29 protein-coding genes and 1 riboswitch are annotated in these 26,516 nt (G+C 71.2%); of the genes, 17 read left to right on the top strand and 12 right to left on the bottom strand.

Going from position 1 to position 26,516, the window contains the following annotated elements; translation table 11 throughout:
• Window positions 1-161 precede the first annotated feature (161 nt).
• Both H2041_RS15605 and H2041_RS15610 read left to right on the top strand, forming a co-directional pair.
• Window positions 162-941, top strand: coding sequence for an SDR family oxidoreductase (locus H2041_RS15605; protein ID WP_293414242.1), 780 nt, complete (start codon window positions 162-164; stop codon window positions 939-941).
• Between the two features lie 247 nt (window positions 942-1,188).
• The gene (locus H2041_RS15610; RefSeq protein ID WP_367134040.1) at window positions 1,189-2,166 is read left to right on the top strand and encodes an NAD(P)H-dependent flavin oxidoreductase; all 978 of its coding nucleotides are present in this window, start codon (window positions 1,189-1,191) and stop codon (window positions 2,164-2,166) included.
• Here the strand turns inward: H2041_RS15610 and H2041_RS15615 are convergent.
• Complete coding sequence (locus H2041_RS15615; protein ID WP_293414246.1) at window positions 2,163-2,651, bottom strand: YbjN domain-containing protein; 489 nt, start codon at window positions 2,649-2,651, stop codon at window positions 2,163-2,165. The two genes, H2041_RS15610 and H2041_RS15615, sit on opposite strands and share 4 nt — an antisense overlap.
• A gap of 117 nt (window positions 2,652-2,768) precedes the next feature.
• On the opposite strand from H2041_RS15615, the gene H2041_RS15620 reads away from it, so the two are divergent.
• Window positions 2,769-3,215, top strand: a complete 447-nt coding sequence (locus H2041_RS15620) for a TIGR02301 family protein (protein WP_293414248.1) — start codon at window positions 2,769-2,771, stop codon at window positions 3,213-3,215.
• Between the two features lie 387 nt (window positions 3,216-3,602).
• Window positions 3,603-4,541, top strand: a complete 939-nt coding sequence (locus H2041_RS15625) for a calcium/sodium antiporter (protein WP_293414250.1) — start codon at window positions 3,603-3,605, stop codon at window positions 4,539-4,541.
• Here H2041_RS15625 and rnhA read toward each other — a convergent pair.
• From rnhA to ispH, 3 genes are all read right to left on the bottom strand, one after another.
• Complete coding sequence (gene rnhA / locus H2041_RS15630; RefSeq protein WP_293414252.1) at window positions 4,538-4,987, bottom strand: ribonuclease HI; 450 nt, start codon at window positions 4,985-4,987, stop codon at window positions 4,538-4,540. The genes H2041_RS15625 and rnhA overlap by 4 nt on opposite strands.
• Complete coding sequence (gene thrB / locus H2041_RS15635; RefSeq protein WP_293414254.1) at window positions 4,984-5,949, bottom strand: homoserine kinase; 966 nt, start codon at window positions 5,947-5,949, stop codon at window positions 4,984-4,986. Before thrB ends, rnhA begins: the two co-directional genes overlap by 4 nt.
• A gap of 80 nt (window positions 5,950-6,029) precedes the next feature.
• Entirely contained in the window at window positions 6,030-6,989 is a 960-nt protein-coding gene (ispH, locus tag H2041_RS15640) for a 4-hydroxy-3-methylbut-2-enyl diphosphate reductase (protein ID WP_293414256.1), read from the bottom strand.
• Window positions 6,990-7,118: 129 nt separating this feature from the next.
• Here ispH and H2041_RS15645 point away from each other — a divergent pair, with 129 nt between their 5' ends.
• The 12 genes from H2041_RS15645 (at window position 7,119) to H2041_RS15700 (ending at window position 17,726) form a co-directional block, all read left to right on the top strand.
• The gene (locus tag H2041_RS15645; protein WP_293414258.1) at window positions 7,119-7,805 is read left to right on the top strand and encodes a Tat pathway signal sequence domain protein; all 687 of its coding nucleotides are present in this window, start codon (window positions 7,119-7,121) and stop codon (window positions 7,803-7,805) included.
• On the top strand, window positions 7,802-9,601 hold the full coding sequence (locus H2041_RS15650; RefSeq protein WP_293414260.1) for an arginine--tRNA ligase: 1,800 nt from the start codon (window positions 7,802-7,804) through the stop codon (window positions 9,599-9,601). The genes H2041_RS15645 and H2041_RS15650 overlap by 4 nt, the downstream gene beginning before the upstream one ends.
• 34 nt (window positions 9,602-9,635) lie before the next feature.
• Window positions 9,636-9,971, top strand: coding sequence for a YnfA family protein (locus H2041_RS15655; protein ID WP_293414262.1), 336 nt, complete (start codon window positions 9,636-9,638; stop codon window positions 9,969-9,971).
• A gap of 42 nt (window positions 9,972-10,013) precedes the next feature.
• Complete coding sequence (locus H2041_RS15660) at window positions 10,014-10,373, top strand: helix-turn-helix transcriptional regulator (RefSeq protein WP_293414264.1); 360 nt, start codon at window positions 10,014-10,016, stop codon at window positions 10,371-10,373.
• Entirely contained in the window at window positions 10,370-10,828 is a 459-nt protein-coding gene (locus tag H2041_RS15665; protein ID WP_293414266.1) for an ArsI/CadI family heavy metal resistance metalloenzyme, read from the top strand. Before H2041_RS15660 ends, H2041_RS15665 begins: the two co-directional genes overlap by 4 nt.
• Before the next feature lie 7 nt (window positions 10,829-10,835).
• Window positions 10,836-11,342: an arsenate reductase ArsC gene (locus H2041_RS15670; RefSeq protein WP_293414268.1), complete on the top strand. Its 507-nt coding sequence runs from the start codon at window positions 10,836-10,838 to the stop codon at window positions 11,340-11,342.
• The gene (gene arsB, locus H2041_RS15675; RefSeq protein ID WP_293414270.1) at window positions 11,339-12,436 is read left to right on the top strand and encodes an ACR3 family arsenite efflux transporter; all 1,098 of its coding nucleotides are present in this window, start codon (window positions 11,339-11,341) and stop codon (window positions 12,434-12,436) included. The genes H2041_RS15670 and arsB overlap by 4 nt, the downstream gene beginning before the upstream one ends.
• Before the next feature lie 72 nt (window positions 12,437-12,508).
• Window positions 12,509-12,602: riboswitch (glycine riboswitch) on the top strand.
• Window positions 12,603-12,767: 165 nt separating this feature from the next.
• Window positions 12,768-13,877, top strand: a complete 1,110-nt coding sequence (gene gcvT / locus H2041_RS15680; RefSeq protein WP_293414272.1) for a glycine cleavage system aminomethyltransferase GcvT — start codon at window positions 12,768-12,770, stop codon at window positions 13,875-13,877.
• A gap of 18 nt (window positions 13,878-13,895) precedes the next feature.
• Window positions 13,896-14,261 carry a glycine cleavage system protein GcvH gene (gcvH, locus tag H2041_RS15685; protein WP_293414274.1) on the top strand — a complete coding sequence of 122 codons (366 nt, stop codon included), beginning with the start codon at window positions 13,896-13,898 and terminating at the stop codon, window positions 14,259-14,261.
• Between the two features lie 5 nt (window positions 14,262-14,266).
• Window positions 14,267-15,613, top strand: coding sequence for an aminomethyl-transferring glycine dehydrogenase subunit GcvPA (gcvPA, locus tag H2041_RS15690; RefSeq protein ID WP_293414276.1), 1,347 nt, complete (start codon window positions 14,267-14,269; stop codon window positions 15,611-15,613).
• Window positions 15,610-17,193, top strand: a complete 1,584-nt coding sequence (gene gcvPB, locus H2041_RS15695) for an aminomethyl-transferring glycine dehydrogenase subunit GcvPB (RefSeq protein ID WP_293414278.1) — start codon at window positions 15,610-15,612, stop codon at window positions 17,191-17,193. Before gcvPA ends, gcvPB begins: the two co-directional genes overlap by 4 nt.
• Window positions 17,194-17,324: 131 nt before the next feature.
• Entirely contained in the window at window positions 17,325-17,726 is a 402-nt protein-coding gene (locus H2041_RS15700) for a PGPGW domain-containing protein (RefSeq protein ID WP_293414280.1), read from the top strand.
• A gap of 3 nt (window positions 17,727-17,729) precedes the next feature.
• Here H2041_RS15700 and H2041_RS15705 read toward each other — a convergent pair whose 3' ends face one another.
• From H2041_RS15705 to H2041_RS15740, 8 genes are all read right to left on the bottom strand, one after another.
• On the bottom strand, window positions 17,730-18,221 hold the full coding sequence (locus tag H2041_RS15705; protein WP_293414282.1) for an ATP F0F1 synthase subunit B: 492 nt from the start codon (window positions 18,219-18,221) through the stop codon (window positions 17,730-17,732).
• 12 nt (window positions 18,222-18,233) lie between these two features.
• Window positions 18,234-18,830 carry a hypothetical protein gene (locus tag H2041_RS15710; protein ID WP_293414284.1) on the bottom strand — a complete coding sequence of 199 codons (597 nt, stop codon included), beginning with the start codon at window positions 18,828-18,830 and terminating at the stop codon, window positions 18,234-18,236.
• A 101-nt stretch (window positions 18,831-18,931) separates the two neighbouring features.
• Window positions 18,932-19,159 (bottom strand): F0F1 ATP synthase subunit C, encoded by a 228-nt coding sequence (locus H2041_RS15715; protein WP_293321260.1) that lies wholly within the window; start codon window positions 19,157-19,159, stop codon window positions 18,932-18,934.
• Window positions 19,160-19,214: 55 nt separating this feature from the next.
• On the bottom strand, window positions 19,215-19,967 hold the full coding sequence (locus H2041_RS15720; protein WP_293414286.1) for a F0F1 ATP synthase subunit A: 753 nt from the start codon (window positions 19,965-19,967) through the stop codon (window positions 19,215-19,217).
• Window positions 19,968-19,970: 3 nt separating this feature from the next.
• Entirely contained in the window at window positions 19,971-20,372 is a 402-nt protein-coding gene (locus tag H2041_RS15725; protein ID WP_293414288.1) for an AtpZ/AtpI family protein, read from the bottom strand.
• A 169-nt stretch (window positions 20,373-20,541) separates the two neighbouring features.
• On the bottom strand, window positions 20,542-23,985 hold the full coding sequence (locus H2041_RS15730; protein ID WP_293414290.1) for an AAA family ATPase: 3,444 nt from the start codon (window positions 23,983-23,985) through the stop codon (window positions 20,542-20,544).
• Window positions 23,986-24,010: 25 nt separating this feature from the next.
• Window positions 24,011-24,646: a DsbA family protein gene (locus tag H2041_RS15735; RefSeq protein ID WP_293414292.1), complete on the bottom strand. Its 636-nt coding sequence runs from the start codon at window positions 24,644-24,646 to the stop codon at window positions 24,011-24,013.
• An 88-nt stretch (window positions 24,647-24,734) separates the two neighbouring features.
• Window positions 24,735-25,289 (bottom strand): DUF721 domain-containing protein, encoded by a 555-nt coding sequence (locus tag H2041_RS15740; RefSeq protein WP_293414294.1) that lies wholly within the window; start codon window positions 25,287-25,289, stop codon window positions 24,735-24,737.
• A 78-nt stretch (window positions 25,290-25,367) separates the two neighbouring features.
• Between H2041_RS15740 and mutY the strand changes: the two genes are divergently transcribed.
• The gene (gene mutY / locus H2041_RS15745; RefSeq protein ID WP_293414296.1) at window positions 25,368-26,414 is read left to right on the top strand and encodes an A/G-specific adenine glycosylase; all 1,047 of its coding nucleotides are present in this window, start codon (window positions 25,368-25,370) and stop codon (window positions 26,412-26,414) included.
• Window positions 26,415-26,516: the final 102 nt, after the last annotated feature.

The raw sequence follows: 26,516 nt of genomic DNA on the forward strand, positions 1-26,516 counted from the left end.
AAACGCGCGGCTACCGGCTTGCCGCAGAGCCGACCTTCCGCACTTCGGCTTCGAGCCCATCTCAGACCCTCCGCCGCTCTTGCCCACGCCATCGCCCTTGACGCTGCGCGCGGGCCCGCCTTTCCTCCGCCCAACAAACGTTTGAACGCGAGGAGGACGCCGTGGCCTATAAACCCTTCGACCTGACCGGCAAGGTCGCCCTGGTCACCGGCGGCAACGGGGGCATCGGGCTTGGCATGGCGGACGCCATGGCCCAGGCCGGCGCCGACGTGGTCATCTGGGGCTCGAACCCCGACAAGAACGCCCGCGCCGAGGCGCAGCTCAAGGCCCACGGGACACGCGTGCTCGCCCAGGTGGTCAATGTCGCCGACGAGGCGGCCGTGGCCGCCGGCATGGCCGAGGCGGTGGCGAAGATGGGCGCGGTCCACACCGTGGTCGCCAACGCCGGCATCGGCGGCGGGGCCAAGTCCTTCGCGGAGTTTCCCACCGAGACCTATCGCAAGGTGCTGTCGGTCAATCTGGACGGCGTCTTCTTCACCCTGCGCGAGGCGGCCAAGCACATGGTCGAGCGGGCGGGCGACGGGCAGGGCGGTTCGCTCATCGCCACCTCGTCGCTCTCGGCCCTGGACGGGGCGGCGCGCAACCAGGCCTATGCGGCCACCAAGGGGGCGCTGATTCCGATGATCCGCGCCATCGCCGTGGAGCACGCCCGCTACGGCATCCGCGCCAATGTCATCCTGCCCGGCTGGATCGCCACCGACATGACGGCCGGCGCGCAGGACAACGACAAGTTCAACGAGAACGTCATCAAGCGCGTGCCCATGCGCCGCTGGGGCGAGCCGGAGGACTTCGGCGGCATCGCCGTCTATTTCGCCTCCGACGCCTCGCGCTTCCACACCGGCGATTCGGTCCTGATCGACGGCGGCTACGCCATCTTCTGAGCCCTTCGCCCGCGCCGCAGGCGCCGAGAACAAAGGGTGACACGAAGCACACGAAGGGAAGCAATGGACACGAAGTCCCTGTCGCGTCTCCCTTTGTGTCCTTTGCGGTCCTTTGTGCTCTTCGTGTCACCCTCTTTCGGGCGCGCCAAGCGCGAGCGCAATGGCCCCTGCCTCTACGTCACCGTTTTCCCGCGGGTCCTGCGGCGCCATGGTGGTCGCCAACGAGATCACCACGGGAGACGACGCCATGAGCCTGCACACGCCGCTTTGCGACCTCTTGGGCATCCAGCACCCCATCATGCAGGCCGGCATGGGCGGGGTGGCCTATGCCGATCTGGTGGCCGCCGTCTGCAACGCCGGGGGCTATGGCGTGCTGGGCATGGCCGGCCGCTCGCCGGACTTCATCCGCGAGGAGATGCGCAAGGTCCGCAAGCTGACCGACCGCCCCTTCGGCGTCGACCTCCTGGCCGCCTCGCCCGAGAGTCTGACCGCTTCGGTGGAGATCATCATCGAAGAGGGCGCCTCCTCCTTTATCGCCGGCCTGGGCGTCCCCATGCCGATCATGGAGAAGTTGAAGGCCGCCGGCCTGAAGGTGATGGTCGTCTGCGGGGCGGTGAAGCACGCGGTGAAGGCGCAGCAGGCTGGCTGCGACGCCGTCATCTGCCAGGGCGGGGAGGGCGGCGGCCATACCGGCCTGGTCGGCACCCTGCCGCTGGTGGCCCAGGCGGTCGACGCGGTGGACATTCCGGTGGTCGCCGCGGGCGGCATCCATGACGGGCGGGGCCTGGCTGCGGCGCTCGCGCTCGGCGCCCAGGGCGTGTGGATCGGCACCCGCTTCATCGCCACGCCCGAGGCCCATGCGGGCCAGTTGTACCGCGAGGCCGTGGTGGCCGCGCAGGACGACGATACGGTGCGCACCCGCTGCTATTCCGGCAAGCCGATGCGGGTGAAGAAGAACCCCTATGTCGAGGACTGGGAGCGGCGGCCCGAGGAGATCCAGCCCTTCCCCATGCAGGCGGCGCTGTCGTCGCGCACCGGCGTCATGGGCGGCATCGGCGGCCAGACCGAAGGCCTCGACCCCGACCGGTCCTGCTTCGCCATGGGGCAATCTGCGGGCGGTGTGCGGGCGGTGAAGCCCGCCGCCGAGGTCGTCGCCGAGATGGTGCGGGAGGCCGAGGCCGCCATCGACCGCATGGCCGCCCTGCGCGGGCGCGTCCCGGCCTAGTTCTCGCCGAGGAACTTTTCCGGATCGGTGGCGAGCGCGGCGAAGGCGCCGAGGCAGCGCTGCCACACCGCCACGTGCTCGCGCAGGTCGCCCGCCGTCAGGTTGTCGGTCAGCAGCAGGCCGTAGCGGATATTGGCCTCGTCGCCGGACATCACGCCGCGGCAGAGGATGTCGCGGCGGTTGAAGTCGTTCAGGTGCTCCAGCGTCAGGGTCCGCTTCTGGATCGAGGCCGTGAAGCCCAGCGCCTTGCAGGCCGCGCCCCTGTCGTCGCAGCCGATGAACTCGGCCCCGAAGATGCCGCCGGGCGTGATCACGTTGAGGCGCACCTGCCCGTTCTCCATGCCGTCCAGTTCGGCGCGGGCGTCCATGGCGCCCAGCACGTCGATGAGGCTGGAGGGCGCGCGCGGGGCGAACGCCGCCTCCTGCGCCTGGGCGGTTCCGGCCAGGGCCAGGCTTGCTGCGGTCACGACGGCGGCGATCTTCATGGGCGTCCCCCTCCACAAGGCTCCGCTTGGCTAGCAGAGCCTGGGCCGGCGCGCGAGGGCTCGCCCGCTGCGGGCGCATCGGTGACAATCGTCGCGGGAGGGCCTTATGTGAGGGCCATGCGCACGGCCCTTCTCGCCCTGACCCTTCTCGCCGCCTCGGCCGGCTTCGCCCAGGCGCAGGAGCGGACGCCGTCCCAGCGGCAGACCATCATCGACATCGCCTATGTGCTCGGCGAGAGCCACGCCCTGCGCCAGGCCTGCGAGGGCGCCTACGACCAGTACTGGCGCGACCGCATGATCCGGCTGACCGACACCGAACAGCCCGATCCGGCGCTGGACCGGCGGATGAAAGAGGCCTTCAACTCCGGCTTCGCCCTGCGCCGCGCCGAGCATCCGGAGTGCACCCGCGCCAGCCGCATCGCCGAGGCCGCCGCCGCCCGCCGCGGTCAGGGCCTCGCCGCTCGCCTCTCCGACGTCACCTACCGCCTCGACCCCCGCGAAGCCGCCGCCCAGCGCGCGGCGGAAGAGGCCGAAGCCGAGGCCGACCTGCCGTTGCGGCGGTGATGGCGTCACACTGCTGGCGGGACGGGACTGGGCGCCGCAGTTCAGCAGGACGCCCGCGGCCAGCGCTGCGCTCGTCAAGATCCGCTTGATGGGACCTTCAGATAGAGCGGCGCTGTTTTTCTATTTATACGCGTGATCGAGGGCGAAGCGGAAGCGAGATGGGGCGGGCGAGACCGTTGACACCGCAGGGGCGTGAGCCAATCTCCGCACGGCGGGCCGGGCCCCTCTGGCGATCCCTGTGGATCGTGATGTCGGACCGCATCGGGTGCGCTCGATTGCAGGGGCCAGGTCTTGCGCTCCTGTGCGAGCTCGCCTTCGGAGGCGACCAGAGGAGCGGCGCATGAGCCAGGTGCTAAACTTCAGACATCCCCGTGAGGAGATGCGTCGATGATGACGACGCTCCTGATCCTGGGCGGTCTCGTCCTGTTGGCCGGGGGCGGCGAGGTCCTGGTCCGCGGGGCCGTGGGGGCGGCGCGCGCCGTCGGCGTCTCCCCTCTGCTCAGCGGCCTGGTCCTGGTGGGCTTCGGCACGTCGACGCCGGAACTGGTGACCAGCCTACTGGCGGCCCTGCGCGACTCGCCGGGCATCGCGGTCGGCAACGTGCTGGGCTCCAACATCGCCAACATCCTGCTGATCCTCGGCGTGACGGCCGCCATCTCGCCGGTGATGATCCGGCCCTCGGTCATCCGGCGGGACATGATCGCGCTCGGCCTGTCCTCGGTCCTGCTGCTGGCGGCGGTGATCGCAGGTTTCGTGGACTTCTACTTCGGCCTCGTCCTGATCCTGGCCCTGATGGGCTATGTCGGCCTCGCCTATGCGCGCGAGCGCAACCGGGCGGGCGAGGCGGGCGCGGTCAAGGCGCGCGACTGGACCGGTTTCGGCAAGAACCTGCTGCTGACGGTCGCCGGCATCGCCCTGACGGTCTTCGGCGCGCGCCTGCTCGTCGACGGGGCCGTCGAACTGGCCGAGGGCCTTGGCGTATCCGAGACGGTGATCGGTCTGACGGTCGTGGCCGTCGGCACCAGCCTGCCGGAACTGGTCGCCTGCGTCGTGGCGGCCCTGCGCCGCCATTCCGAGGTGGCCGTCGGCAACGTCATCGGGTCGAACGTTTACAATGCCCTGGGCATCCTCGGCGTCACCGCCATGGTCAGCCCGATCCGCATCCCGCCGGAGGTGATCCGCCTCGACATCTGGGTGCTGCTGGGCGCCACCGCGCTCCTGGCGGTCTTCCTGCGCACCGGCGGAGGCCTCAAGCGGCTGGAAGGGGCGGCCTTCCTCGCCGCCTACGCCGCCTATGTGGGCTTCCTGGCGACGGGCGGCGTCTAGGCGGGATTGGCGGCGGCGTCCTTCAGCCCCTTGCGGGCCAGAGCGTCGGCGCGTTCGTTCAGCTCATGGCCGGCGTGGCCCTTGACCCAGCGCCAGTCGACCTCGTGCCGCTGGCGCGCCGCGTCGAGCCTCTGCCAGAGGTCGGCGTTCTTGACGGGCTCCTTGGAGGCGGTCTTCCAGCCGCGCGCCTTCCAGCCGCGCAGCCACTCGGTGATGCCCTTCATCACGTACTGGCTGTCGGTGTGCAGCTCGACCTTGCAGGGACGGTTCAGCGTCTCCAGCGCCTGGATGGCGGCCATCATCTCCATGCGGTTGTTGGTGGTCGCCGGCTCCCCGCCCGAGATCTCCTTCTCGCGCTCGCCATAGATCAGGATCGCGCCCCAGCCGCCGGGACCCGGATTCCCGCTGCAGGCGCCGTCGGTGTAGATCACGACCTTGGGCGTCACGAGCCGGCCCCGAAAAGGACCAGGTCCGGGGCGCTGCGGTGGACCGCCAGCTTGCGCTCGTACTCCAGGGGGTCCTTCGGCTTGACCAGGGCGCCGGCGGGCGTCGCCCCCCAGTCGTTGAGACGGGTGAGGAAGAAGCGCATGGCCGCGCCGTGGGCCAGGACCGGCAGGGCGGCCCGCTCGGCGTCGCTCAGGGGACGGATCGCCTCATAGCCGGCGACCAGAGCCCGGGCGCTGGTGATGTTGAAGCTGCCGTCAGCCTCGAAGCACCAGGCGTTCAGGGCCACGGCGATGTCGTAGGCGAGAGCGTCCACGCACGCGAAGTAGAAGTCGATGGTCGCCGCGAACCGCTCGCCCTGGAAGAAGACGTTGTCGGGGAAGTAGTCGGCGTGGATGACGCCCGTCGGCAAGCCTTTCGGCCAGCGGGCGGCCAGGTCGGCCAGATCGGCGGAGATGGTTGCGGCCAGCCCCGGCTTCAGTCCCTCGGCGGCGTCCTTCAGGCCCTGGAACATCGGCGCCCAGGCGGACTGGCCGAGGTCGTTCGCCCGGCTCATGGGGAAGCCCTGCGCCGCCAGATGCAGGCGCGCCAGGCCCTCGCCGGCCTCGCGGCAATGACGGGCGTTCGGGCGGCGCACCGACAGGCCCGGCATGAAGCCGACGATGGCCGCCGGCTTGCCGCGCACGCTCTGGATCAGCTCGCCGTCCAGGCCCGCCATGGGCGTGGCGCAGGGATAGTCGTGATCGGCCAGCCAGCGCATCAGCCCCAGGAAGAAGGGCAGGTCGGAGGCGTTCACCCGCTTCTCATAGACCGTCAGGATGAAGCGCCCGCGCTGGGTCTCCAGCAGGAAGTTGGAGTTCTCCACCCCCTCGGCGATGCCCTTGAAGGCGAGCGGCGCCCCCAGGTCGTAGCGGGTGAGGAGCGCTTCCAGCTCTTCGTCGGAGATGTCGGTGTAGACGGCCATGCGCAGCGCATGGGGGAGGGCGCAGGCGCGGTCAAGCCGCCTGGCGGCTTCGTCCCCGGATTTGCCGCCGGTCGCCGGGCTCAGGCCGTTTCGGCGAGCGCTCTCGGCAGCTTGAAGCTCACCGTCTCGCGGGCGGCCTCGGCCACCTCGACGGTCACCGCGAAGCGTTCGGCCATGCGGTCGATGACGCCCTGAACCAAGTCCTCCGGCGCCGAGGCCCCGGCGGTGACGCCGACCACCTGGACGGCGTCCAGCCAGCCAAGGTCGAGCGCGCCCGCATCGTCGATCAGATGGGCGGGGCAGCCGGCGCGGCGGCCGACCTCGGCCAGGCGCACGGAGTTGGAGGAGTTGGCCGAACCGATCACCAGCAGCAGGTCGGCCTTCTCCGCCACCGCCTTGACCGCCTCCTGGCGATTGGTGGTGGCGTAGCAGATGTCTTCCTTGTGCGGCGCGGCCATGTCCGGGAAGCGGGCGCGCAGGGTCGCCACGATCTCGGCGGTGTCGTCCACCGACAGGGTGGTCTGGGTGGCGAAGGCCACCCTGGACGGGTCGCGCGGCTGATAGACCTGCGCGTCCTCCACGGTCTCGATCAGGGTGACGGCGCCCTCGGGCAGCTGGCCCATCGTGCCCACCACCTCCGGATGGCCGGCATGGCCGATCAGGACGATCTCCTTGCCCGCGTCATAGTGGCGCTGGGCCTCGACATGGACCTTGGAGACGAGCGGGCAGGTGGCGTCCAGATAGATCATCTCCCGCCGGCTGGCCTCGGCCGGCACCGACTTGGGCACGCCGTGGGCGGAGAACACCACCGGACGATCGTCCGGGCACTCGTGCAGCTCCTCGACGAAGACGGCGCCCAGGTTGCGCAGGCGTTCGACCACGTGGCGATTGTGGACGATCTCGTGGCGCACATAGACCGGCGCGCCGTACTTCTCGATGGCGCGCTCGACGATCTGGATCGCCCGATCGACGCCCGCGCAGAAGCCGCGCGGCGCGGCGAGCAGGACTTTCAGCGGGCGTCGGGCGGGGCTCTGCGTCATGGGCCGAAGGTAGGCGCTCCGGCCGGCCGCCGCCAGCCGCGTTGCGGCCTCAATCGAGAACCATTAGTAGAGGCCCTTCATGCGCAGCTTCCCCGCCGGGACGCCCGCGCCGCCAGATCTGGACGTTTGATGCGCCGCACACTCCTTCTCGCCCTCGCCGCGGTCGTGACCGCCACCACCTTCGCTCCGGCGCAGGGTTGGGCGCAGTCGCGAGGTCAGAATCAGGACGACCGCGCGCAGCAGGCGGAGGATCGCCGGCGCCGCCAGAGCGAGTGGGGCGATCGTCAGGCGCCGCTGCCGCAGCTGCGCAACGCCGGGCCGTGCCCCTTCGTGAAGGTGCTCTACGACGCCGGCCGCTACGTGGAGTTCCAAGGCGGGCGCGAGGCTTCGGCCGCCGTCGGCTACACCGGCGAGATCCAGGGCATTTCGGCCGGCTGCGCCTACGAGGACGACGAGCCCATCAAGGTGCAGATGGAGGTCCTGTTCGAACTCGGCCGCGGTCCGACCGCGCAAGGGTCCGAGAAGACCTACCGCTACTGGGTGGCGGTGACGAAGCGGAACGACGCCGTCATCGCCAAGGAGTATTTCGATCTTCCGGTGACCTTCGGCCCCGGCGAAGACCGCGTCTACCGCCGCCAGACCATCGAAGGCATCGTCATTCCGCGCGCCAGCCTGACCACCAGCGGCGCCAATTTCGAGGTGCTCGTCGGCTTCGACGTGACGCCGCAGATGGCGGAGTTCAACCGCGCCGGTAAGCGCTTCCGCGTGGACGTGGGCGCCGACCAGGCCGCCGGGACCGCCCAAGACAACCCATGACCGACCTCAAGCGGGGCCTCGGCGAAGCGGTTTCGGCCGCCTTCGCCGCCGCGGGTCTTCCGGCCGAGCTTGGCCGGGTGACTCCGTCCGACCGGCCCGACCTCGCCGATTTCCAGTGCAATGGCGCGCTCGCCGCCGCCAAGCAGGCCCGCCGTGACCCGCGCGAGATCGCCGCGGGCGTTGTCGAACGCCTGAAGACCGATCCGCGGATCGCCTCGGTGGAGATCGCCGGCCTCGGCTTCATCAATATCCGTGTGAGCGAGGCGGCCCTGGCCGAACGCGCCATCGAGATCGCCGGCGACCTGCGCCTGGGCGCCGGCGCGGTCGAGACCCCGCGCCGCGTGCTCGTCGACTATGGCGGCCCCAACGTCGCCAAGCCCATGCATGTCGGGCACCTGCGCTCGTCCATCATCGGCGAGGCGATCAAGCGGCTCTACCGGTTCCGGGGCGACACCGTGGTGGGCGACGCCCACTTCGGCGACTGGGGCTATCAGATGGGCCTGCTGATCGGGGCTGTCTGCGACGAGGACGCCTTCGTCGCCAGCCTGGTCGAACGGGTCAACGCCCGCGCCACCCCGCTGACGGCGGAAGAAGAGGCCACCGCCTTCGCCGCCCTGGCCGAGCACATCAGCCTGGCCGATCTCGACCGGCTCTATCCGCAGGCCGCCGCCCGCGGCAAGGAGGACGCCGACTATCGCGACCGCGCGCGGAAGCTGACCGCCGAGCTGCAGGCGCGCAAGCCCGGCCACCATCTGCTGTGGCGGCACTTCGCGCGGGTGACGCAGGTGGCGCTGGAGCGCGACTTCCACGCCATCGGCGTCGACTTCGACCTCTGGAAGGGCGAGAGCGATGTCGACCACCTGATCCCCGGCATGGTCGAGGACCTGGAGGCCAAGGGCCTGCTGGTGGACGATCAGGGCGCGCGCATCGTCCGGGTGAACCGCCAGGGCGACAAGCGCGAACTGCCGCCCCTGCTGGTGGTCTCGTCCGAAGGCTCGGCCATGTACGGCACGACCGACCTGGCCACCATTCTCGACCGCAAGCAGAGCTTCGACCCCGAACAGGTCCTCTACGTGGTCGACCAGCGCCAGGCCGACCACTTCGAGATCGTCTTCCGCGCCGCCTATCTCGCCGGCTACGCCGAGGAAGGTTCGCTTGAGCACATCGGCTTCGGCACGATGAACGGCACGGACGGCAAGCCCTTCAAGACCCGCGAGGGCGGCGTCCTGAAGCTGCACGACCTGATCGAGATGACCAAGGCCAAGGCGCGCGAGCGCCTGCGGGAGGCCGACCTCGGCGCCGGCTTCACCGAAGAGGCCTTCGAGGACGTCGCCCACAAGGTCGCCGTCGCCGCCCTGAAGTTCGCCGACCTGCAGAACTTCCGCGGCACCTCCTATGTCTTCGATCTCGACCGCTTCACGAGCTTCGAGGGCAAGACCGGCCCCTATCTGCTCTACCAGGCGGTGCGGGTGAAATCCCTGCTGCGCAAGGCCGCCGACGAAGGCGCCGAGGGCGGGCCGGTGACCATCGGCGAGCCGGCCGAGCGCGAGCTCGTCCTGCTGCTCGACGCCTTCGATCAGGCGCTCTCCGAGGCCTATGAGCGCAAGGCGCCCAACTTCATCGCCGATCACGCCTACAAGCTGGCCCAGGCCTTCTCGCGCTTCTACGCGGCCTGCCCAATCCTGATCGCCGAGCCGGCGGTGAAGGAGTCGCGCCTGACGCTCGCCTCCACGACCCTGCGCCAGCTCGAGCTCGCGCTCGACCTTCTCGGCGTGGCCACGCCCGAACGCATGTAGTCTGGGCGCCGAACCGGAAGGGGAGGCGCGCGGCATGACGTTCTGGGTCCTGGCCTATGCGGGCGCCGCGGTGGCCGAGATCGCCGGCTGCTTCGCCTTCTGGGCCTGGCTGCGGCTGGGCAGGAGCGTGCTCTGGGTCCTGCCGGGGACGGCCTCGCTCATCCTCTTCGCCTGGCTGCTCACGCTCATCGATGCAAGCCACGCCGGCCGCGCCTATGCGGCCTATGGCGGGGTCTATATCGCCTCCGCGCTCGTCTGGCTCTGGGCCGTGGAAGGTGCGCGGCCGGACCGCTGGGATCTCATCGGCGCGGCCATCTGCCTCGCCGGCGCCGCGCTCATCCTCTTCGGTCCGCGACAGCCCGTCGCCTGAGGCGGCTTGACAACGACTCCATATTTCCACATATCTGGAAGTATGGAAATCGAAACCGCCCTCAAGCGCCTGTCCGCCCTGGCCCAGCAAGGCCGGCTGGAGGTCTTCCGTCTGCTGGTCCAGGCCGGCCGCGACGGCCTTCCCGCCGGGGAGCTCGCCCGCGCGGCCGGCGCGCCCGCCAACACCCTGTCGGCCCAGCTCGCCATCCTGACGAACGCCGGGCTGGCCAGGTCGCGGCGCGAGGGGCGCTCGATCATCTACAGCGCCGACTTTGACGGCATGGGCGACCTGCTTCTCTACCTGATGCAGGACTGCTGCCAGGGCCGTCCCGAGGTCTGCGCGCCCCTAGCGGCCGCGGCCGCCCAATCCTGCTGCGATCAGAACGAAGGAACGCTCCAATGAAGCGCCTGCATGTCCATGTCTCGGTCGAGGATCTCGACCGCTCGATCGGCTTCTACGCCACCCTTTTCGGCGCCCAGCCGGCGGTGGTGAGGGACGACTACGCCAAGTGGATGCTGGACGATCCGAAGGTGAACTTCGCCATCTCCGCCCGTGGCGCCAAGACCGGCGTCGACCACCTGGGCATCCAGGTGGACGAGGGCCCCGAACTGGCCGAACTGGCCGGGCGCCTGAAGGCGGCGGGCGAGACGACCTTCGACCAGGAGGCGACCACCTGCTGCTACGCCCGCTCGGACAAGTCCTGGGTCAGCGACCCCTCGGGCGTCCGCTGGGAGACCTTCCACACCTTCGGCGAAGCCGTGACCTATGGCGAGGACCCCGCCATCGCCGCCGCCCCGGCCGCGACCGCCTGCTGCGGGGCCGCGCCCAAGGCCGAGCCGGCTCCGGCCTGCTGCTGAGGCGAGCATGGCGGACGCAACACGGGCGCCCTGGCGGGTGCTCTTCCTCTGCACGGGCAACTCGGCCAGGTCGATCCTGGCCGAGGCGCTCCTCAACCGGCTGGGCGCAGGACGTTTCGAGGCCTATTCGGCGGGCTCCACGCCTAAGGGCGCGGTTCATCCCGAGAGCCTGCGCCTCCTGTCGGCCAAGGGCTATGACATCGCCGGCCTGCGCTCGAAGAGCTGGGACGAGTTCGCCGCGCCCGGCGCGCCGCCGCTCGATCTGATCATCACCGTCTGCGACAACGCCGCCGGCGAGGTCTGCCCGATCTGGCCCGGTCGTCCGGCCGCCGCGCACTGGGGCCTGCCCGACCCCGCCGCCGCCTCTCCGGCGGACGCGCCGGGCGCGTTTGCGCGGGCCTATGAACAGCTGGAGCTGCGAATTTCGGCCCTGGCGCAGCTCGACCTGGCGGCGCTGTCGCCCGAGGCCCTGAAACGCCGCCTGGCCGAAATCCACGAGGAGGCCCAGTCATGAGCGCCGAGGCCGCAGCCGCGCCCCGCATGCCCATCTTCGAGCGCTACCTGACGCTCTGGGTGGCGCTCTGCATCGTCGTGGGCGTCGCCCTCGGCCACTTCTTTCCGCCGGCCTTCCGTCTGATCGCCGCAGTGGAGGTCGCCCAGGTCAACCTGCCGGTGGCGGGGCTGATCTGGCTGATGATCACGCCGATGCTGATGAAGGTGGACTTCCGGGCGCTGAGCCAGGTGAGCCGGCACTGGCGCGGCATCGGCGTCACCCTGTTCGTCAACTGGGCGGTGAAGCCCTTCTCCATGGCGCTTCTGGCGGCCCTCTTCCTGGGCGTCGTCTTCCGGCCCTACCTGCCGCAGGGCGAGATCGGCAGCTACATCGCCGGCCTCATCCTGCTCGCCGCCGCGCCCTGCACGGCGATGGTCTTCGTCTGGAGCAACCTCTCGCGCGGCGACGCCAACTTCACCCTGAGCCAGGTGGCGCTCAACGACGCCATCATGATCGTGGCCTTCGCCCCCATCGTCGGCCTGCTGCTCGGCATCTCGGCCATCGTCGTCCCGTGGGAGACCCTGCTGCTGTCGGTGGTCCTCTACATCCTCGTGCCGGTCGTCCTGGCCCAGCTCGCCCGCGGCGCCCTGATCGCGCGGGGCGGCGAGGGGGCGCTGGCGGCGGCGCTCGCCCGCATCCAGCCTCTGTCCCTGGGGGCGCTCCTGGCCACGCTCGTCCTGCTCTTCGGCTTCCAGGGCGAGCAGATTCTGGCGCAGCCGGCGGTCATCGCCATGCTGGCGGTCCCCATCCTGATCCAGGTCTATTTCAACTCCGGCCTCGCCTATCTGCTCAATCGGTGGGCGGGGGAGGCCCATTGCGTGGCCGGCCCCTCGGCCCTGATCGGCGCCAGCAACTTCTTCGAGCTCGCCGTCGCCGCTGCGATCAGCCTGTTCGGGCTCACCTCGGGGGCGGCTCTGGCCACCGTCGTCGGCGTGCTGATCGAGGTGCCGGTGATGCTTTCGGTGGTCGCCATCGTGAACCGCAGCCGCGGCTGGTACGAGCGTGGTCCTGCGGTGCGCCGCAGCGCCGCCGGCGTCGCGGCGGCGCAGGAATAGGCGGCGTTCCGCGCCCGCCGTCTGCGCCCACTTTGCGCATTGACGAACGGGCGGGGATCGCGGAGTTTCCGACCACTCCTCGCGGGAGAGACCGGGACCATCTGGCCCCGGCGCCGAAGGCGCAACCGCCCCGGAAACGCTCAGGCAAAAGGACCGCGAAGGGCTGATGAACGCTGGAAAGAAGCCCGCCGAAAGGTAGGGCTCGCCGAAGGAGCAGCGGCGCGGTCTTGCCAGGCCGCCCCTAAATCTCTCAGGCTCAGAGGACAGCGGGGGCGCGTGTCGAAGGGGGCGAATCCTCCCGGCGCGTCGCGTCATCAGCCGGAGGCCCGCCTTGTCGGACGACTCGTTGAAAACCACCCCGTTGCACCAGGCTCACCTGGACGCGGGCGCGAAGATGGTCCCCTTCGCCGGCTATTCCATGCCGGTGCAGTACAAGGACGGCGTGCTCAAGGAGCACCTGTGGACGCGCCAGAGCGCGGGCCTGTTCGACGTCTCCCACATGGGCCAGGCGCGGCTGCGCGGGGTCTCGCCCCTGTCGGCCTTCGAGGAGGTGACGCCCGGCGACTTCATCGGGCTGAAGCCCGGCAAGCAGCGCTATTCGGTCCTCCTGAACAAGAAGGGCGGGATCATCGACGACCTGATGGCCGGTCGTCCCGATGACGACGGCCTGTTCGTCGTGGTCAACGGGGCCTGCAAGGACAACGACTTCAAGGTCATCGACGACGAGCTGGCCGGCCAGGTGACGATCGAGCGCCTGGAGGATCGCGCCCTGCTGGCCCTGCAGGGGCCCGAGGCCGCGGCGGTTCTCGCCGAGCACGCGCCCGACGCCGCCAAGCTCGCCTTCATGGAGACGGCCGCCATGACCGCCTTCGGAATGGGCGCCATCGTCTCCCGCTCGGGCTACACCGGCGAGGACGGGTACGAGATCTCCGTGCCGGCCGCCGAGGCCGTGCGGGTGTGGAACACCCTTCTGGCCGACGAGCGGGTGCGCCCGGTGGGCCTGGGCGCCCGCGACAGCCTGCGGCTCGAGGCGGGCCTGCCGCTCTACGGCCACGACCTGGACGAGACCGTCTCGCCGATCGAGGCGGGGCTTTCCTTCGCCGTCTCCAAGAAGCGCCGCGACGCGCGCGACTTCCCCGGCGCGGCCCGCATCGCCAAGGAACTGACCGGCGAACTCGCCCGCAAGGCGGTCGGCCTGAAGGTCGAGGGCGCGCCGGCCCGCGAGGGCGCCGAGATCGCCGACGCCGGCGGGACGGTGGTCGGGGTCGTCACCTCGGGCGGTTTCTCCCCCACGCTCGGCCATCCCATCGCGCTCGGCTTCGTGCCGCCGGCCTTGGCGGCGGCCGGCACGGAGCTGAAGGTCATCGTCCGCGGTCGTCCGCAGGCCGCCACGGTGGTCCCCACCCCGTTTGTTCCCCATCGCTACGCGCGCAAGGTCTAAGAGAAGGATTTCCGGAGCATGCGCTTCACCAAGGATCACGAGTGGGTCGCCCTGGACGGCGACGTGGCCACCGTCGGGATCACCGCCTACGCCGCCGAGCAGCTGGGCGACGTCGTCTTCGTCGAGACCCCCGAGGTGGGCAGGACCGTCAAGGCCGGCGACGGCCTGGCCGTGGTCGAGAGCGTCAAGGCCGCCTCCGACGTCTACGCACCGCTTTCGGGCGAGGTCGTCGAGGCCAATGACGAGCTTTCCGGCGCGCCGGAAACCGTGAACGAGGCGCCGGAGGCCGGCGGCTGGTTCGCCAAGATCAAGGTCGCCGACTCTTCGGAGTACGAGGCGCTGATGGACCGCGCCGCCTACGACGCCTTCCTGGAGACCCTGTAAGTCCCATGCGCTACCTGCCGCTCACGCCCGACGACCGCGCCCAGATGCTGGGCGTGATCGGCGCGGACTCCATCGACGCCCTCTTCGCCGACGTGCCGCAGGCCGCGCGCCTGGCTGGCCCGGTCGACCTGCCCGCCCATGCCGGCGAACTGGAGGTCGAGCGCGAGCTTGCGGGCCTGGCGGCCATGAACCGGCCGGCCGGGGCGGGGCCCTTCTTCTGCGGCGCGGGCGCCTATCGCCACCACGTGCCGGCGACGGTGGACCACATCATCCAGCGCTCGGAATTCCTGACCAGCTATACGCCCTACCAGCCGGAGATCGCGCAGGGGACCCTGCAGGTCCTGTTCGAGTTCCAGACCCAGGTGGCGGCGCTGACCGGCCTCGATGTGGCCAATGCGTCCATGTACGACGGCTCCACCGCCTGCGCCGAGGCGGTGATGATGGCCCAGCGGGTCACGCGGCGCGAGAAGGCCATCCTGTCGGGCGGGCTGCATCCGCACTATGCGGCCACGACCCAGACCATCGCCCATGCCGAGGGCATGGAGATCGTCCGCCAAGCCGCCGCCATCGACGCCGAAGCCGCGGTGATCGAGGCCATCGATTCCGAAACCGCCTGCGTCGTGGTCCAGACGCCCAACGTCTTCGGCGTGGTCACCGACGTGACCCGGATCGCTGAAGCCGCCCACGCCGCCGGCGCCCTGCTGATCGTCGTGACGACGGAAGCCGTCAGCTACGGCCTGCTCAAGTCGCCCGGCGAGATGGGCGCTGACATCGCGGTGGCCGAGGGTCAGTCCATCGGCAACGCCCTGAACTTCGGCGGCCCCTATGTCGGCCTTTTCGCCTGCCGCGAGAAGCTGGTGCGTCAGATGCCCGGCCGCCTGTGCGGCGAAACCGTGGACGCCGAGGGCCGCCGCGGCTTCGTGCTGACGCTGTCGACGCGCGAGCAGCACATCCGCCGGGAGAAGGCGACCTCCAACATCTGCACGAACTCCGGCCTCTGCGCGCTGGCCTTCACCATCCACCTCTCCCTGCTGGGCGAGGTGGGCCTGCGCCAGCTGGCCGCCATCAACCACGCCAAGGCCCGCAAGCTGCGCGACGCCTTGGCGGCGGTGAAGGGCGTGGAGGTGCTGACGCCGCGCTTCTTCAACGAGATCGCCGTGCGCGTGCCGGGCGATGCGGCGGCCCTGGTGGACGGGCTGCTGGACGACGGCGTCGTCGCCGGCGTGCCCTTCGGCCGCCTGGACCCGTCCGCCGGCATGGACGACGTGCTGCTGTGCGCGGCCACTGAAACCACCCTGGATGCGGACATCACCGCCTTCGCCCAGGCCCTGGCCCGGAGGATCGGCCAATGACCATGCAGAATGTCGGCCGGCCCACCCGGCCCGAGGACGCCCAGCCCCTGGACGGCGGCTTCGCCTCCCTGACCGGCGGGCGCGGCCTGTTGCAGGACGAGGCCCTGATCTTCGAGCGTGACGGCTGGAACAAGACCGGCGTCGACCTGCCCGAGGCCGAGCTCGACGCCTCGGACCTCGGCGACCTGGTGCGCCAGGCGCCGATCGGTCTGCCGGGCCTCTCCGAGCCCGAGGCCATGCGCCACTATGTGCGCCTGTCGCAGAAGAACCACGCCATCGACCTGGCCCTCTATCCGCTGGGCTCGTGCACGATGAAGCACAACCCGCGCCTGAACGAGAAGATGGCGCGCCTGCCGGGCTTCGCCGACCTGCATCCCCTGGCGCCGGGCGCCACCGTACAGGGGGCGCTGGCGCTCATGGACCGCCTGGCCCACTGGCTGAAGACGCTCACCGGCATGCCGGCGGTGGCGCTGTCGCCCAAGGCCGGGGCGCACGGCGAGCTCTGCGGCCTCCTGGCCATCCGCGCCGCCCACGAGGCGCGCGGCGACGCCGCCCGTCGGCGCGTGCTGGTGCCGACCTCGGCCCACGGCACCAACCCGGCCACCGCCGCCTTCGTCGGCTATTCGGTGACCGAGATCGCCCAGACCGAAGACGGCCGCGTCGACCTCGCCGACCTCGCGGCCAAGCTGGGGCCGGACGTCGCGGCCATCATGGTCACCAACCCCAACACCTGCGGCCTCTTCGAGCGCGACATCATCGAGATCGCCCGCCTGACCCATGAGGCGGGAGCCTACTTCTACTGCGACGGCGCCAACTTCAACGCCATCGTCGGCCGGGTGCGCCCGGGCGACCTGGGCGTCGACGCCATGCACATCAACCTGCACAAGACCTTCTCCACGCCGCACGGCGGGGGCGGGCCGGGCGCGGGACCGGTGGTGCTGTCCGAAGCTCTGGCGCCGTTCGCCCCGGCGCCGTGGGTGGTGCACGGATCCGATGGCCTGCGCCTGGTCGAGGAGACCGTGGCCGAGGCGGCGCAGGGCTTCGGCCGCATGAGCGCCTTCCACGGCCAGATGGGCATGTTCGTCCGCGCCTACGCCTATATGCGCAGCCACGGCTCGGACGGCCTGCGGCAGGTGGCCGAGGACGCGGTGCTGAACGCCAACTACATCAAGGCCCGCCTCTCGGGGGTCATGACGCCGGCCTTCCCGAACGGCCCCTGCATGCACGAGGCGCTGTTCGACGACGCCTGGCTCGAAGGAACCGGGGTGACGACGCTCGACTTCGCCAAGGCGATGATCGACGAGGGCTTCCACCCGATGACCATGTATTTCCCGCTGGTCGTCCATGGCGCCATGCTGATCGAGCCGACGGAGACGGAGTCGAAGCAGGAGCTCGACCGGTTCTGCGACGCCCTGGAAGCCCTGGCCCGGGCCGCCAAGGCGGGCGACGCCGACCGCTTCAAGGGCGCGCCCCATCTGGCCCCCATGCGCCGGCTGGACGAGACGCTGGCGGCGCGAAAGCCTCGCCTGACGTGGAAGCCGCCGGAGGGTGTGGCGCCGGCGCCGCTCGCCGCGGAATAGCGAATCTGGACGGGAAAAAGGCGGCCTCGGCCGCCTTTACGCCACGAGCGCCGCTTCACATATGAGGCGAGCGCGCGGGGGCCCCGCCTCCCCGAACGGGCCGGATCGCGCGCGACCCCAGGTAGCCCAGCGTGTCCCTCGCCCTCTCCATGCGGCCACTCGGCCGACGTGCGCCTTCAGACGCTTTCCAGCGGGTCATCGCCCGGCTGATCCGCGCTGCGCTCGTGGTGCTGGGGATGCTGATCATGCTGGCCGGCGTGCTGATCGCGCCGCTGCCGGGTCCCATGGGGCTGCCCGTGGTGGCCGTCGGCCTGATCGTCGTGCTGCGGAATTCCTACAAGGCCCGGCGGAGCTTCGTGCGCTTCCAGCGCGCCCATCCGAAGATGCTCTATCCGGTCCGGCGGCTGCTGCGTCGCCGGCCGGAAATCCTGCCGGTCGCCTGGCAGATGGCGCTCCGGACCGAGCGCCTGTTCGTCCCCCGGCGCTACCGGGTCGCGGTCCGCGGACGGCGCCTGTTCCGGCGCCGCCGCTAGACTTCACTGCATCTTGGTCGCGAGCTGACCGATCGCCTTGTCGACGAGCGGGTCGGTCTGGCTGGCGGCCAGCCGCGCCGACAGGACGGAGCGGGCGGCCTCGGCCGCGAGCTCCGCCGCCGCGGCCTTCACCTCGGCCGCGGCCTGGGCCTCGGCGTTGGCGATCTTGCGTTCGGCCATTTCGGTGCGGCGGGCGATCTGCTCTTCCAGCCGGGCCGCGGAGTCCTTGCGCATGCGCTCGGCGTCCTCCTTGGCCTGGGCCAGCATGTCGGCGGCCATGCGCTCGGTCTCCTCGCGCTGGGCCTTGATCTCGGTGAGCAGGCGCTCGGCCTCGGCGCGAAGGCGCTGGGCCTCGTCCAGTTCGCCCTGGATCTTCTCCGCCCGCGCGTCCAGGGCCTTGGCCATGGCGGCCGGCACCTTGAGCGCGACGAGCAGGATCAGGAACGCGACGACCGCGACGAGGACCCAGAATTCCGGGGCGGCGTAAAAGGGCATCTTCGCCTCTCCTTAGGCGGCGGTCCGCGCGATGGCGGCGTCCACCTCAGCGCGCGTCGCGGCTTGGCCGCTCAGCTTTTCGACGATCGCCTCGGCCGTGTCGGCGGCGACCGTGCGGACATTGGCCATGGCCCGTTCGCGGCCGGCCTTGATGGCGGCTTCGGCCTCGGCGAGACGCTCGCCGAGCTTGGCTTCCTCGGCGGCGTTGCGGGCGTCGGCTTCGGCCTTGGCGGCGGCCTTGGCGTCGGCGGCAGTCTTTTGAGCACGGGCCCGGGCGGCCGCCAGTTCGGCGGCGGCTTCGGCCGATTGGCGCTCGGCCTCGTCGCGCGCGGCGCGCGCATCGGTCAGGTCGCCCTCGATCTTGGCCGCACGGGCTTCGATCGCGCCGCCCACCCGAGGCAGGAACAGCTTCGAGAGCACGACGTAGAGGATGACGAAGACGATCAGCAGCCAGAAGATCTGGCCCGGCCAGTGGCTGAACTCGAACTGGGGCAGGCCCGAAGCGTGCTCCTCGCCCGCCGTGGTCTCGTGCAGGTCGTGGCTCGGCGAGGTCGCCGGGGTCTCGACGACCGCCGCGCCCGGATCGAGCTCTGTAGAAGTCTGGGCCATCAAGGCGCTCCGTTCAGTCTGCGCAGGTCCGGCGTCGGGGTTTCATGCGAAAGGCGGGCCGTGCGACAGCCCGCCCCCCCACGCACGGACGGTATCTCGCCTTAGGCGGCGAAGAGGATCAGCAGCGCGACCACGAAGGCGAAGATGCCCAGGGCTTCGGTCAGGGCCATGCCCAGGAAGAGCATCGGACGCTCGCCGGCCGAGGCCGACGGATTGCGCAGGGCGCCGTTGAGGTACTGGCCGAACATGGTGCCGAGGCCGATACCGGCGCCGATCATGCCCAGCATCGCCAGGCCAGCGCCGATGTACTTAGCAGCAAGGGGATCCATCGAAGTGCTCCGTTTAAGCGATGGGGTCGGGTAACGGGTGAGGTGTCGGTCGTGATCAGTGGCTATGCAGGTTCACGACGTCGTTCAGGTAGACGCAGGCCAGCACGGCGAAGACGAACGCCTGCAGGAACGCGACCATGAACTCAAGGGCGGTGATGGCGACGGTCCCGGTCAGGGTGACCAGCGCGCCGACCACGCCGAGCGCGCCCAGGGCGCCCAGCGAGACGACGAAGCCGCCGAAGACCTTCAGGACCACGTGGCCGCCGACCATGTTTCCGAAGAGACGAAGGGCGAGCGTCACCGGGCGGACCAGGAAGGAGATGATTTCGATCACCACCACCAGCGGCAGCACGAAGAACGGCACGCCGGAGGGGACGAAGAGCTTGAAGAAGCCCAGACCGTTGCGGGCCAGGCCCACGGCGATGACCACCAGGATGGTCATGACGCCGAGCGTGGCGGTCACCGCCAGCTGCGAGGTCGAGGTGAAGAAGTAGGGGACCATGCCCAGCAGGTTCATCGCCAGGATGAAGGCGAAGAGCGTGAACACGAACGGGAAGAACTGCTTGCCCTCATGGCCGATGATCGAATCGGTGAGGTCGTGGATCAGCTCGTAGAGCATCTCGCCCACCGACTGCAGCCGGCCGGGCACGATGGCGGCCTTGGCCGAGGCGGCGGCGAAGAAGAGGGTGACGCTCGCCGCGGCGATCATCATCCACAGGGACGAGTTGGTGATCGAAAGATCGAAGCCCGCGACAGGCGGAAGTTCCAGAACCTGCTGGATCTGGAACTGGTGCATCGGATCGGCCACGCCTCAATCCCTTTCGTTCTGGCCTGGCCCACGCGGCCAGCCGTCGTCTTCATCTTCTTCGTCGTCGAAGGGGACCGAGGAAACCGGCCCGGCCTTCGCCGCCGCTTGCGCGCTCATGCGTCCCGCAGAGCGCGAGATCAGGAACACCGCGAGGCCGGTACCTAGAAGCACGCCCAGGAGCAAGCCCCAGGGCGAGGTTCCAGCCCAACGATCGAAGACCCAGCCGAGACCGAGCCCCCCCAAAACGCCCCCGATCAACTCGGCCACAAGCTTGTAGCCGTCGCCGATCGAGCTGGTGTCGAACCGCGCCTTCCGCCCCCGCGACGCCCGCTGTGCACTGACCTCGTCGAGGCGTGCGTCGAGACGCTTCAGCGCCTCTTCGTGCGGATCGTTCGGCTGCGACATGAGCGGATGACGCCTTCCCGGGGCGGGAGCGGCCGTGCCGGCGCCCCTGGTTCGATCGCGGCGGAACCTAAAGGTGCGCAGGTGCAGCGTCAAGGCGCTGACGACCCAGTCTAATTATTTGATTTGGCTCGCCTATCCGCCTAGGTGTGGCGATTCGGAGCAGGCGGGCCTATTCCGCCGCGAGGGCTTCGGCCTGGCGCAGGTCCACCGAGACCAGCTGCGAGACGCCTCGCTCGGCCATGGTGACGCCGAACAGCCGGTCCATGCGGGCCATGGTCACCGGGTTGTGGGTGATGGTGATGAAGCGCGTCTGGGTGCGGCGGCGCATCTCGTCGAGCATGTTGCAGAAACGGTCGACATTGGCGTCGTCCAGCGGCGCGTCCACCTCGTCCAGCACGCAGATCGGCGCCGGGTTGGCGAGGAAGACGGCGAAGATCAGCGCCGCCGCCGTCAGCGCCTGTTCGCCGCCGCTCATCAGGCTCATGGTCGCCAGCCGCTTGCCGGGCGGACAGGCGTAGATCTCCAGGCCGGCCTCCAGCGGATCATCCGATTCGACCAGGCGCAGCTCGGCCTGGCCGCCCTCGAACAGGGTCTCGAACAGCGTCTTGAAGTGGGCGTTGATGACGTCGAAGGCGGCCAGCAGACGCTCGCGGCCTTCGCTGTTCAGTTCGTCGATCCCCTCGCGCAGGCGGGCGATGGCGCCGGTCAGGTCGGCGCGCTCGGTCTGCATGGCCTCCAGACGGGCGGAGCTTTCCCGGGCCTCCTCCTCGGCGCGCAGGTTCACCGCGCCGATGGAATCGCGCTGGCGCTCCAGGGCGTAGAGGTGGGCCTCCATGCCGCCGGCGTCCGTCGGAATGGCGATCGCCTCGTCCGCCAGCTGGCGGGCCAGCTCCATGGGCTCGACGCGCGCGGTCTCGCGAATCTGATCGGCGATCTCGGCCAGGCGCTGCACCGCGGCGTCACGGTGGGCGTCCAGGGCCGCCCGCGCCTCGCGGGCGTGGGCGGCGGCGGCGTCGGCGGCGCGGGCCGCGCGGTCGGCCTCGGTGCGCTCGCCCTCGGCGGCGAGCAGGGCGTCGCGGGTCTGGGCGCGCCGCGCCTCGGCGGCGGCCAGTTCGTCGAGCAGAGCCTGGAGTCGCGCCTCCAGAACCGGCGGCGCCTCCCGGGCGGTGTCGAGGGCGCTCACGGCCCTGGCCCGCTCGGCTTCCAGCTCCTCCAGGCGGCGGCCCGCCACGCTCGCGCGGCGGGTCCAGTCCTCGCGTTCGCGGGTCAGGCCGGCCAGGCGCCGGGCCCGGCCCTCGCGCTCCCGGGTCTCGACCTCCAGGGCCGAGCGCGCCGCCGCGGCGGCCTCGCGGGCGGGGCCTGCCGCGGCGCGGGCGTCGGCCAGGCGCTGCTGCTGATCGCCGGCGTCCACAGGCGCGCCGACCTCGGCCAGCACGGCCTCCTGAGCGGCCCGGGCCTCGGCCAGCTCGGCCGTCATGCGCGCGATCGCCTCGTCCAGCGACTGGGCCTGGGCCTCGCGCCGCGCGGCCTCCCGCTCCAGGCGCTCCAGCGCGGAGCGCGCCTGGCCCAGGCGCTGTTCGCAGGCGCCCGGTTCGCGGCGCGCGGTCTTCAGCGCGTCTTCGGCGGCGCGCACGGCGGCGCTGGCCGCCTCCAGTTCCGCACGGGCCGCCGCGGCCGACGGGGTCAGCGCCTCGATCTCGGACTCGACCTCCGACAGGCGCGTCTTCTGCTCCAGCCGCACGGCCGCCGGCTTCTTGGCCTCGGCCCGGGCGACGAAGCCGTCCCAGCGCCAGAGGTCCCCCTCGCGTGAGACCAGCCGACAGCCGGCCGGCAGGGTCCTGGCCAGCCGCTCGCCGTCGTCCCGCGCCACGACGCCCACATGCGCCAGCCGCGCGGCGAGTTCGGCCGGCGCCTTCACGTGGGCGGCCAGAGGCTCGACGCCCGCCGGCCAGGCCGGCGGCGGCGCGTCTCGTCCGCCCCAGTAGGCCGGCGCCTTGGGGTCGAGGGCGGCCTCCAGGTCGTCGCCCAGGGCGGCGGCCAGGGCCATCTCGTAGCCGCGCTCGGGGGCCACGGCGTCCAGCGCCGGGGCGAAGCCGCCGCGCAACTGCGGCGCGACGATCTGGGCGAGCGCCCGGGCTTCGGCGGTCAGCTTCGAGAGCTGATCCTCCAGCTTGCGCGACGCCTCCCGCGCCTTCGCCTCGGCGGCGCTGGCGCCTGCGCGCGTCTCCTCCGCCGCCTCCAGGCTGGCCCGGGCGGCGGTGAGGGCGGCCAGGGCGGCGTCGAACTCCGCCTTGGCCTCCGCCGTGCGGGCGTCCTCCAGCGGCCCCAGCGCGGCGCGCTCGGCCTTGGCCTGGTCGAGCGCCCGAGCGGCGCGGGCGACCCGGCCCTCGGCCTCGGCGATGCGGGCCGCGGCGGCGCGGCGGCGGGCCTCCTCGGCGGCCAGTTCTGCGGCCAGCCGCTCGACCTCGGCGTCGGCCTGCGCCCGCGCGGCCTCGGCGGCGGTAAGCGCGGCCTGGAGCTCGGGAATCCGTTCCGGCGCCTCGGCGACGGCGGCCTCCAGGCCCTCCAGATCCTCCGCCAGCCGCGCCAGCGCCGCCCGCGCGTCCTCGACCATCTGCGTCTCGCGGGCCCGATCGGAATCGAGCCGGACGATCTCGGCCTCGCGCCGGGCGACCTCGGCGGCCAGGGCCTCGCCCTCCCGCTCGATGCGGTCCTTGTCGATGGCGAGCTTGCCGAGCACGGCGGCGGCCACCGCCTCCGCGTCGCGCAGGGGCGCCAGCGCCTCTTCGGCCTTGGCCGCGGCGGCTGTGGCGCCGGCGGCGGCGCGGGCGGTCTCCTCCACGGCGCGAGCGGCTTGCGCGGCCTCCTCCCGCAGGCGCTCGGCCGCCAGGCGCGCCTCGTTCCATCGGGCGTGCAGGACCGCCCCCTGCAGGGCGCGGATCTCGGCCGACAGCTTCTTGTAGCGCTCGGCCTGGCGCGCCTCGCGCCGCAGGCGGTTCAGCCCGCCCTCCAGCTCCTGGGCGACATCGTCCAGGCGCGAGAGATTGGCCTCGGCCGCGCGCAGGCGCAGCTCGGCCTCGTGGCGGCGGGAATGCAGGCCCGAGACGCCCGCCGCCTCCTCGAGGATCAGGCGGCGGTTCTGCGGCTTGGCGGCGATCAGTTCGGAGATCTGGCCCTGGCGGACCAGGGCCGGGGAGTTGGAGCCCGTGGAGGCGTCGGCGAACAGCAACTGGACGTCGCGGGCGCGGACCTCCTTGCCGTTGATGCGGTAGGTGGAGCCCGCGCCCTTGTCGATCCGCCGCACCACCTCCAGCACCGGATGGTCGTTATAGGCCGCCGGCGCCCGGCGGTCGGCGTTGTCGATGGTCAGGGTGACGTCGGCGTGGTTGCGCGGCGGGCGCTTGCCCGAGCCGGCGAAGATGACGTCGTCCATGCCGCCGGCCCGCATGGCCTTGGCGGAGTTGGCGCCCATGACCCAGCGCAGGGCCTCCAGCAGGTTGGACTTTCCGCAGCCGTTCGGTCCGACGATGCCCGTGAGTCCGGGCTCGATCCGAAACTCGGTCGGATCGACGAAGGACTTGAAGCCCGAAAGGCGCAGCCGCTGGAAGTGCACCGGCGCTCAATCGTCCTTCAGGGCGTCACTTCATCGCCGCCGCGACCGCGGCGTCGAGTTCCTGCATGGTCATGGCGCCTTCCTTCACCACCTTGCCGTTGACGGCGAAGGTGGGGGTGGCGCTGATGCTGGTCTCCCGCATGGTCTTGTCGATGCGGGCGTTGAGCGCCTTGATGGCTTCCTCGTCCTGGATGCAGGCGTTGAACTGCTCTTCCGACAGGCCGGCGGAGCGGGCGACGCGCAGCAGCACGCCGCGCACGTCGCCGGTGGTGAACATCTCGCGCTGGGCGTGGAAGATGGCGTCGACCACGTTGAAGTACTTGTCCTCGCCGGCGCAGCGCGCCAGCAGGAAGCCGGCCGCAGCCACCTCGTTGGGCGGGGTCAGGAATTCCTTGAAGGTGTAATGGACCTTGCCGGTGTCGATGTACTTCGCCTTGAACTCGGGGAAGACCTCGTTGTTGAAGTCGGCGCAGTGCGAGCAGGAGAGCGAGGCGTACTCGGTCATCTTCACCGGCGCATTGGGATCGCCGAGCGTCATCTCTCCGTCGGCGCCGCCGCTGGCGGTCTCGCCCGAGCAGGCGCTGACGAGCACCACGGTCGCCGCGGCGGCGGCCATCAGGAAGCGGCGGCTGAGGTTCGACATGTCGGGCGGCCCTTTCATGAGAGTCCGGATCAGGAAGTAAAGCGCGATTCCCTGCGCGCGGCCCAGGCGGCCGCTAGCGGGGATGAACGGCGCGCGCGCGCCGAAGTCAACGGGGCGGCGAGCGACGCATCACCCCACGTCCCAAGGCCATCAATGCGGCTTTCAGAGGGCCGTCCGGCGCATCGGCCAGGCTCCGGGCGAGCTCGGCCTCCTGGGCCGCGTCCAGCGGCGCGGCGCGGCGGCGCGGCGTCGAGGCCGGGGAGGGGCCCGTCTGCGGCCGCAGCGGCCCCTGGACGATACGCAGCCGCTCCACCGCGCCCGCGCCGAGGAAGAGATTCACCCGCGACAGAATCTCCGGCGCCTGGTGCTGGATCAGGGCGGCCGAGGGACCGGCGACCCGGATTTCCAGCGCCGCGCCGGCGCCGGCGCGTCCCTTGACCAGTTTCACCGGCTCGGTCCGCCGGGCGATCTGCTCGCCGACGATCTCGCGCCAGCGGGCCTGCAGGGCGCCTGGGCCCTGGCCGAAGCGCTCGTCCAGCTCGCGGATCAGCTTCGACAGCGACCGGCCCGCCGGCGGCGGCGGCCGGGGCGCCGGGCGCGAGCGGCGGCTGGCCAGGATCTGGCGCGTCTCTTCCAGGTCGGGCAGGGGCCGGCGTCGCATGGTCGCAGGATACACCGGCTCGGCGTCGGGCGAGAGCCCCCTGCCAATCGGCCGCATGAAGCCTTAAGTGTCGCGACCGTGAGCCCCGAAGACATCCGCGCCCGACTGCTTGGCTGGTACGACGCCCACGCCCGCGACCTGCCCTGGCGCACGGGGCCTGCGGCCGGTCAGGCGGGCCTGCGCTCCGATCCCTACCGCGTCTGGCTGTCGGAGGTGATGCTGCAGCAGACCACCGTGCCGCACGCCACGCCCTACTTCCTGAAGTTCACCGCCCGGTGGCCCACCGTCTCGGACCTGGCCGCCGCCGAGGACGGCGAGGTCATGGCCGCCTGGGCCGGGCTCGGCTACTACGCCCGGGCCCGCAACCTTCTGGCCTGCGCGCGCGCCGTGGCCGCCGAGCACGGCGGCGCCTTCCCCGACACCGAGGCCGGGCTGCTGAAGCTGCCGGGGCTCGGGCCCTATACGGCGGCGGCCGTCGCCGCGATCGCCTTCGACCGCCCGACGAACGTCGTCGACGGCAATGTCGAGCGAGTGATGTCCCGGCTCTTCGCCGTCGAAGAGCCTCTGCCTGGCGGCAAGCCTGAGCTGAAGCGGCTGGCGGCGGGCCTGGTGCGCGAGGATCGTCCCGGCGACTGGGCCCAGGCGCTGATGGATCTGGGCGCCACGGTCTGCCGGCCGAAGGGCCCCCTCTGCGACCGCTGCCCGCTGGCCGAAGCTTGCGCGGGCCTCGCCACGGGCGCGCCGGAAACCTATCCCCGCAAGAGCGCGAAGCCTGAGCGGCCCCACCGCCATGGCGCGGCCTTCATCCTGATGCGCGGAAACGAGGTCGGTCTGGTCCGCCGGCCGCCCAAGGGGCTGCTGGGCGGCATGCTGGCCCTGCCCACCACCGACTGGCGCGGCCTGGGCTGGGACGAGGCCGAGGCGCTCGCCGCCGCGCCGGCCGCCGCCGACTGGCGCTGCGTCGGCGAGGTGGAGCATGGCTTCACCCACTTCACCCTGACCCTGCGGCTGTGGCGGGCCGAGGGCGAGGCCGACGGCCTGATCTGGACCCCGCGACGCGAGCTCGACGCCCTGCCGAGCGTGTTCCTGAAGGCCGCCCGGGCGGGGCTGTCGAACCTGCTTTAGGTGTTCGCCGTCATTCTGCGGACTGAAACAACTGGAATGCACCGCGACATATGAAGCGGGTCGTCGATGCCGAAAGCGGACAAGCCGAAAGTCCGATAGGGG

The organism is Phenylobacterium sp. (assembly GCF_013911965.1).
Taxonomy (GTDB): Bacteria; Pseudomonadota; Alphaproteobacteria; order Caulobacterales; family Caulobacteraceae; genus Phenylobacterium.

Excerpts from the sequence above, each read along its gene's own strand:
- H2041_RS15670 (WP_293414268.1), top strand. The coding sequence starts at position 10,836 with ATGGCGGACGCAACACGGGCGCCCTGGCGGGTGCTCTTCCTCTGCACG.
- H2041_RS15610 (WP_367134040.1), top strand. The coding sequence starts at position 1,189 with ATGAGCCTGCACACGCCGCTTTGCGACCTCTTGGGCATCCAGCACCCC.
- arsB (WP_293414270.1), top strand. The coding sequence starts at position 11,339 with ATGAGCGCCGAGGCCGCAGCCGCGCCCCGCATGCCCATCTTCGAGCGC.
- H2041_RS15660 (WP_293414264.1), top strand. The coding sequence starts at position 10,014 with ATGGAAATCGAAACCGCCCTCAAGCGCCTGTCCGCCCTGGCCCAGCAA.
- H2041_RS15615 (WP_293414246.1), bottom strand. The coding sequence starts at position 2,651 with ATGAAGATCGCCGCCGTCGTGACCGCAGCAAGCCTGGCCCTGGCCGGA.
- H2041_RS15735 (WP_293414292.1), bottom strand. The coding sequence starts at position 24,646 with ATGAAAGGGCCGCCCGACATGTCGAACCTCAGCCGCCGCTTCCTGATG.
- thrB (WP_293414254.1), bottom strand. The coding sequence starts at position 5,949 with ATGGCCGTCTACACCGACATCTCCGACGAAGAGCTGGAAGCGCTCCTC.
- H2041_RS15725 (WP_293414288.1), bottom strand. The coding sequence starts at position 20,372 with ATGTCGCAGCCGAACGATCCGCACGAAGAGGCGCTGAAGCGTCTCGAC.
- H2041_RS15665 (WP_293414266.1), top strand. The coding sequence starts at position 10,370 with ATGAAGCGCCTGCATGTCCATGTCTCGGTCGAGGATCTCGACCGCTCG.
- H2041_RS15740 (WP_293414294.1), bottom strand. The coding sequence starts at position 25,289 with ATGCGACGCCGGCCCCTGCCCGACCTGGAAGAGACGCGCCAGATCCTG.
- H2041_RS15715 (WP_293321260.1), bottom strand. The coding sequence starts at position 19,159 with ATGGATCCCCTTGCTGCTAAGTACATCGGCGCTGGCCTGGCGATGCTG.
- gcvH (WP_293414274.1), top strand. The coding sequence starts at position 13,896 with ATGCGCTTCACCAAGGATCACGAGTGGGTCGCCCTGGACGGCGACGTG.
- H2041_RS15620 (WP_293414248.1), top strand. The coding sequence starts at position 2,769 with ATGCGCACGGCCCTTCTCGCCCTGACCCTTCTCGCCGCCTCGGCCGGC.
- H2041_RS15705 (WP_293414282.1), bottom strand. The coding sequence starts at position 18,221 with ATGCCCTTTTACGCCGCCCCGGAATTCTGGGTCCTCGTCGCGGTCGTC.
- H2041_RS15655 (WP_293414262.1), top strand. The coding sequence starts at position 9,636 with ATGACGTTCTGGGTCCTGGCCTATGCGGGCGCCGCGGTGGCCGAGATC.
- H2041_RS15650 (WP_293414260.1), top strand. The coding sequence starts at position 7,802 with ATGACCGACCTCAAGCGGGGCCTCGGCGAAGCGGTTTCGGCCGCCTTC.
- H2041_RS15625 (WP_293414250.1), top strand. The coding sequence starts at position 3,603 with ATGATGACGACGCTCCTGATCCTGGGCGGTCTCGTCCTGTTGGCCGGG.
- H2041_RS15645 (WP_293414258.1), top strand. The coding sequence starts at position 7,119 with ATGCGCCGCACACTCCTTCTCGCCCTCGCCGCGGTCGTGACCGCCACC.
- gcvPA (WP_293414276.1), top strand. The coding sequence starts at position 14,267 with ATGCGCTACCTGCCGCTCACGCCCGACGACCGCGCCCAGATGCTGGGC.
- H2041_RS15710 (WP_293414284.1), bottom strand. The coding sequence starts at position 18,830 with ATGGCCCAGACTTCTACAGAGCTCGATCCGGGCGCGGCGGTCGTCGAG.
- ispH (WP_293414256.1), bottom strand. The coding sequence starts at position 6,989 with ATGACGCAGAGCCCCGCCCGACGCCCGCTGAAAGTCCTGCTCGCCGCG.
- gcvPB (WP_293414278.1), top strand. The coding sequence starts at position 15,610 with ATGACCATGCAGAATGTCGGCCGGCCCACCCGGCCCGAGGACGCCCAG.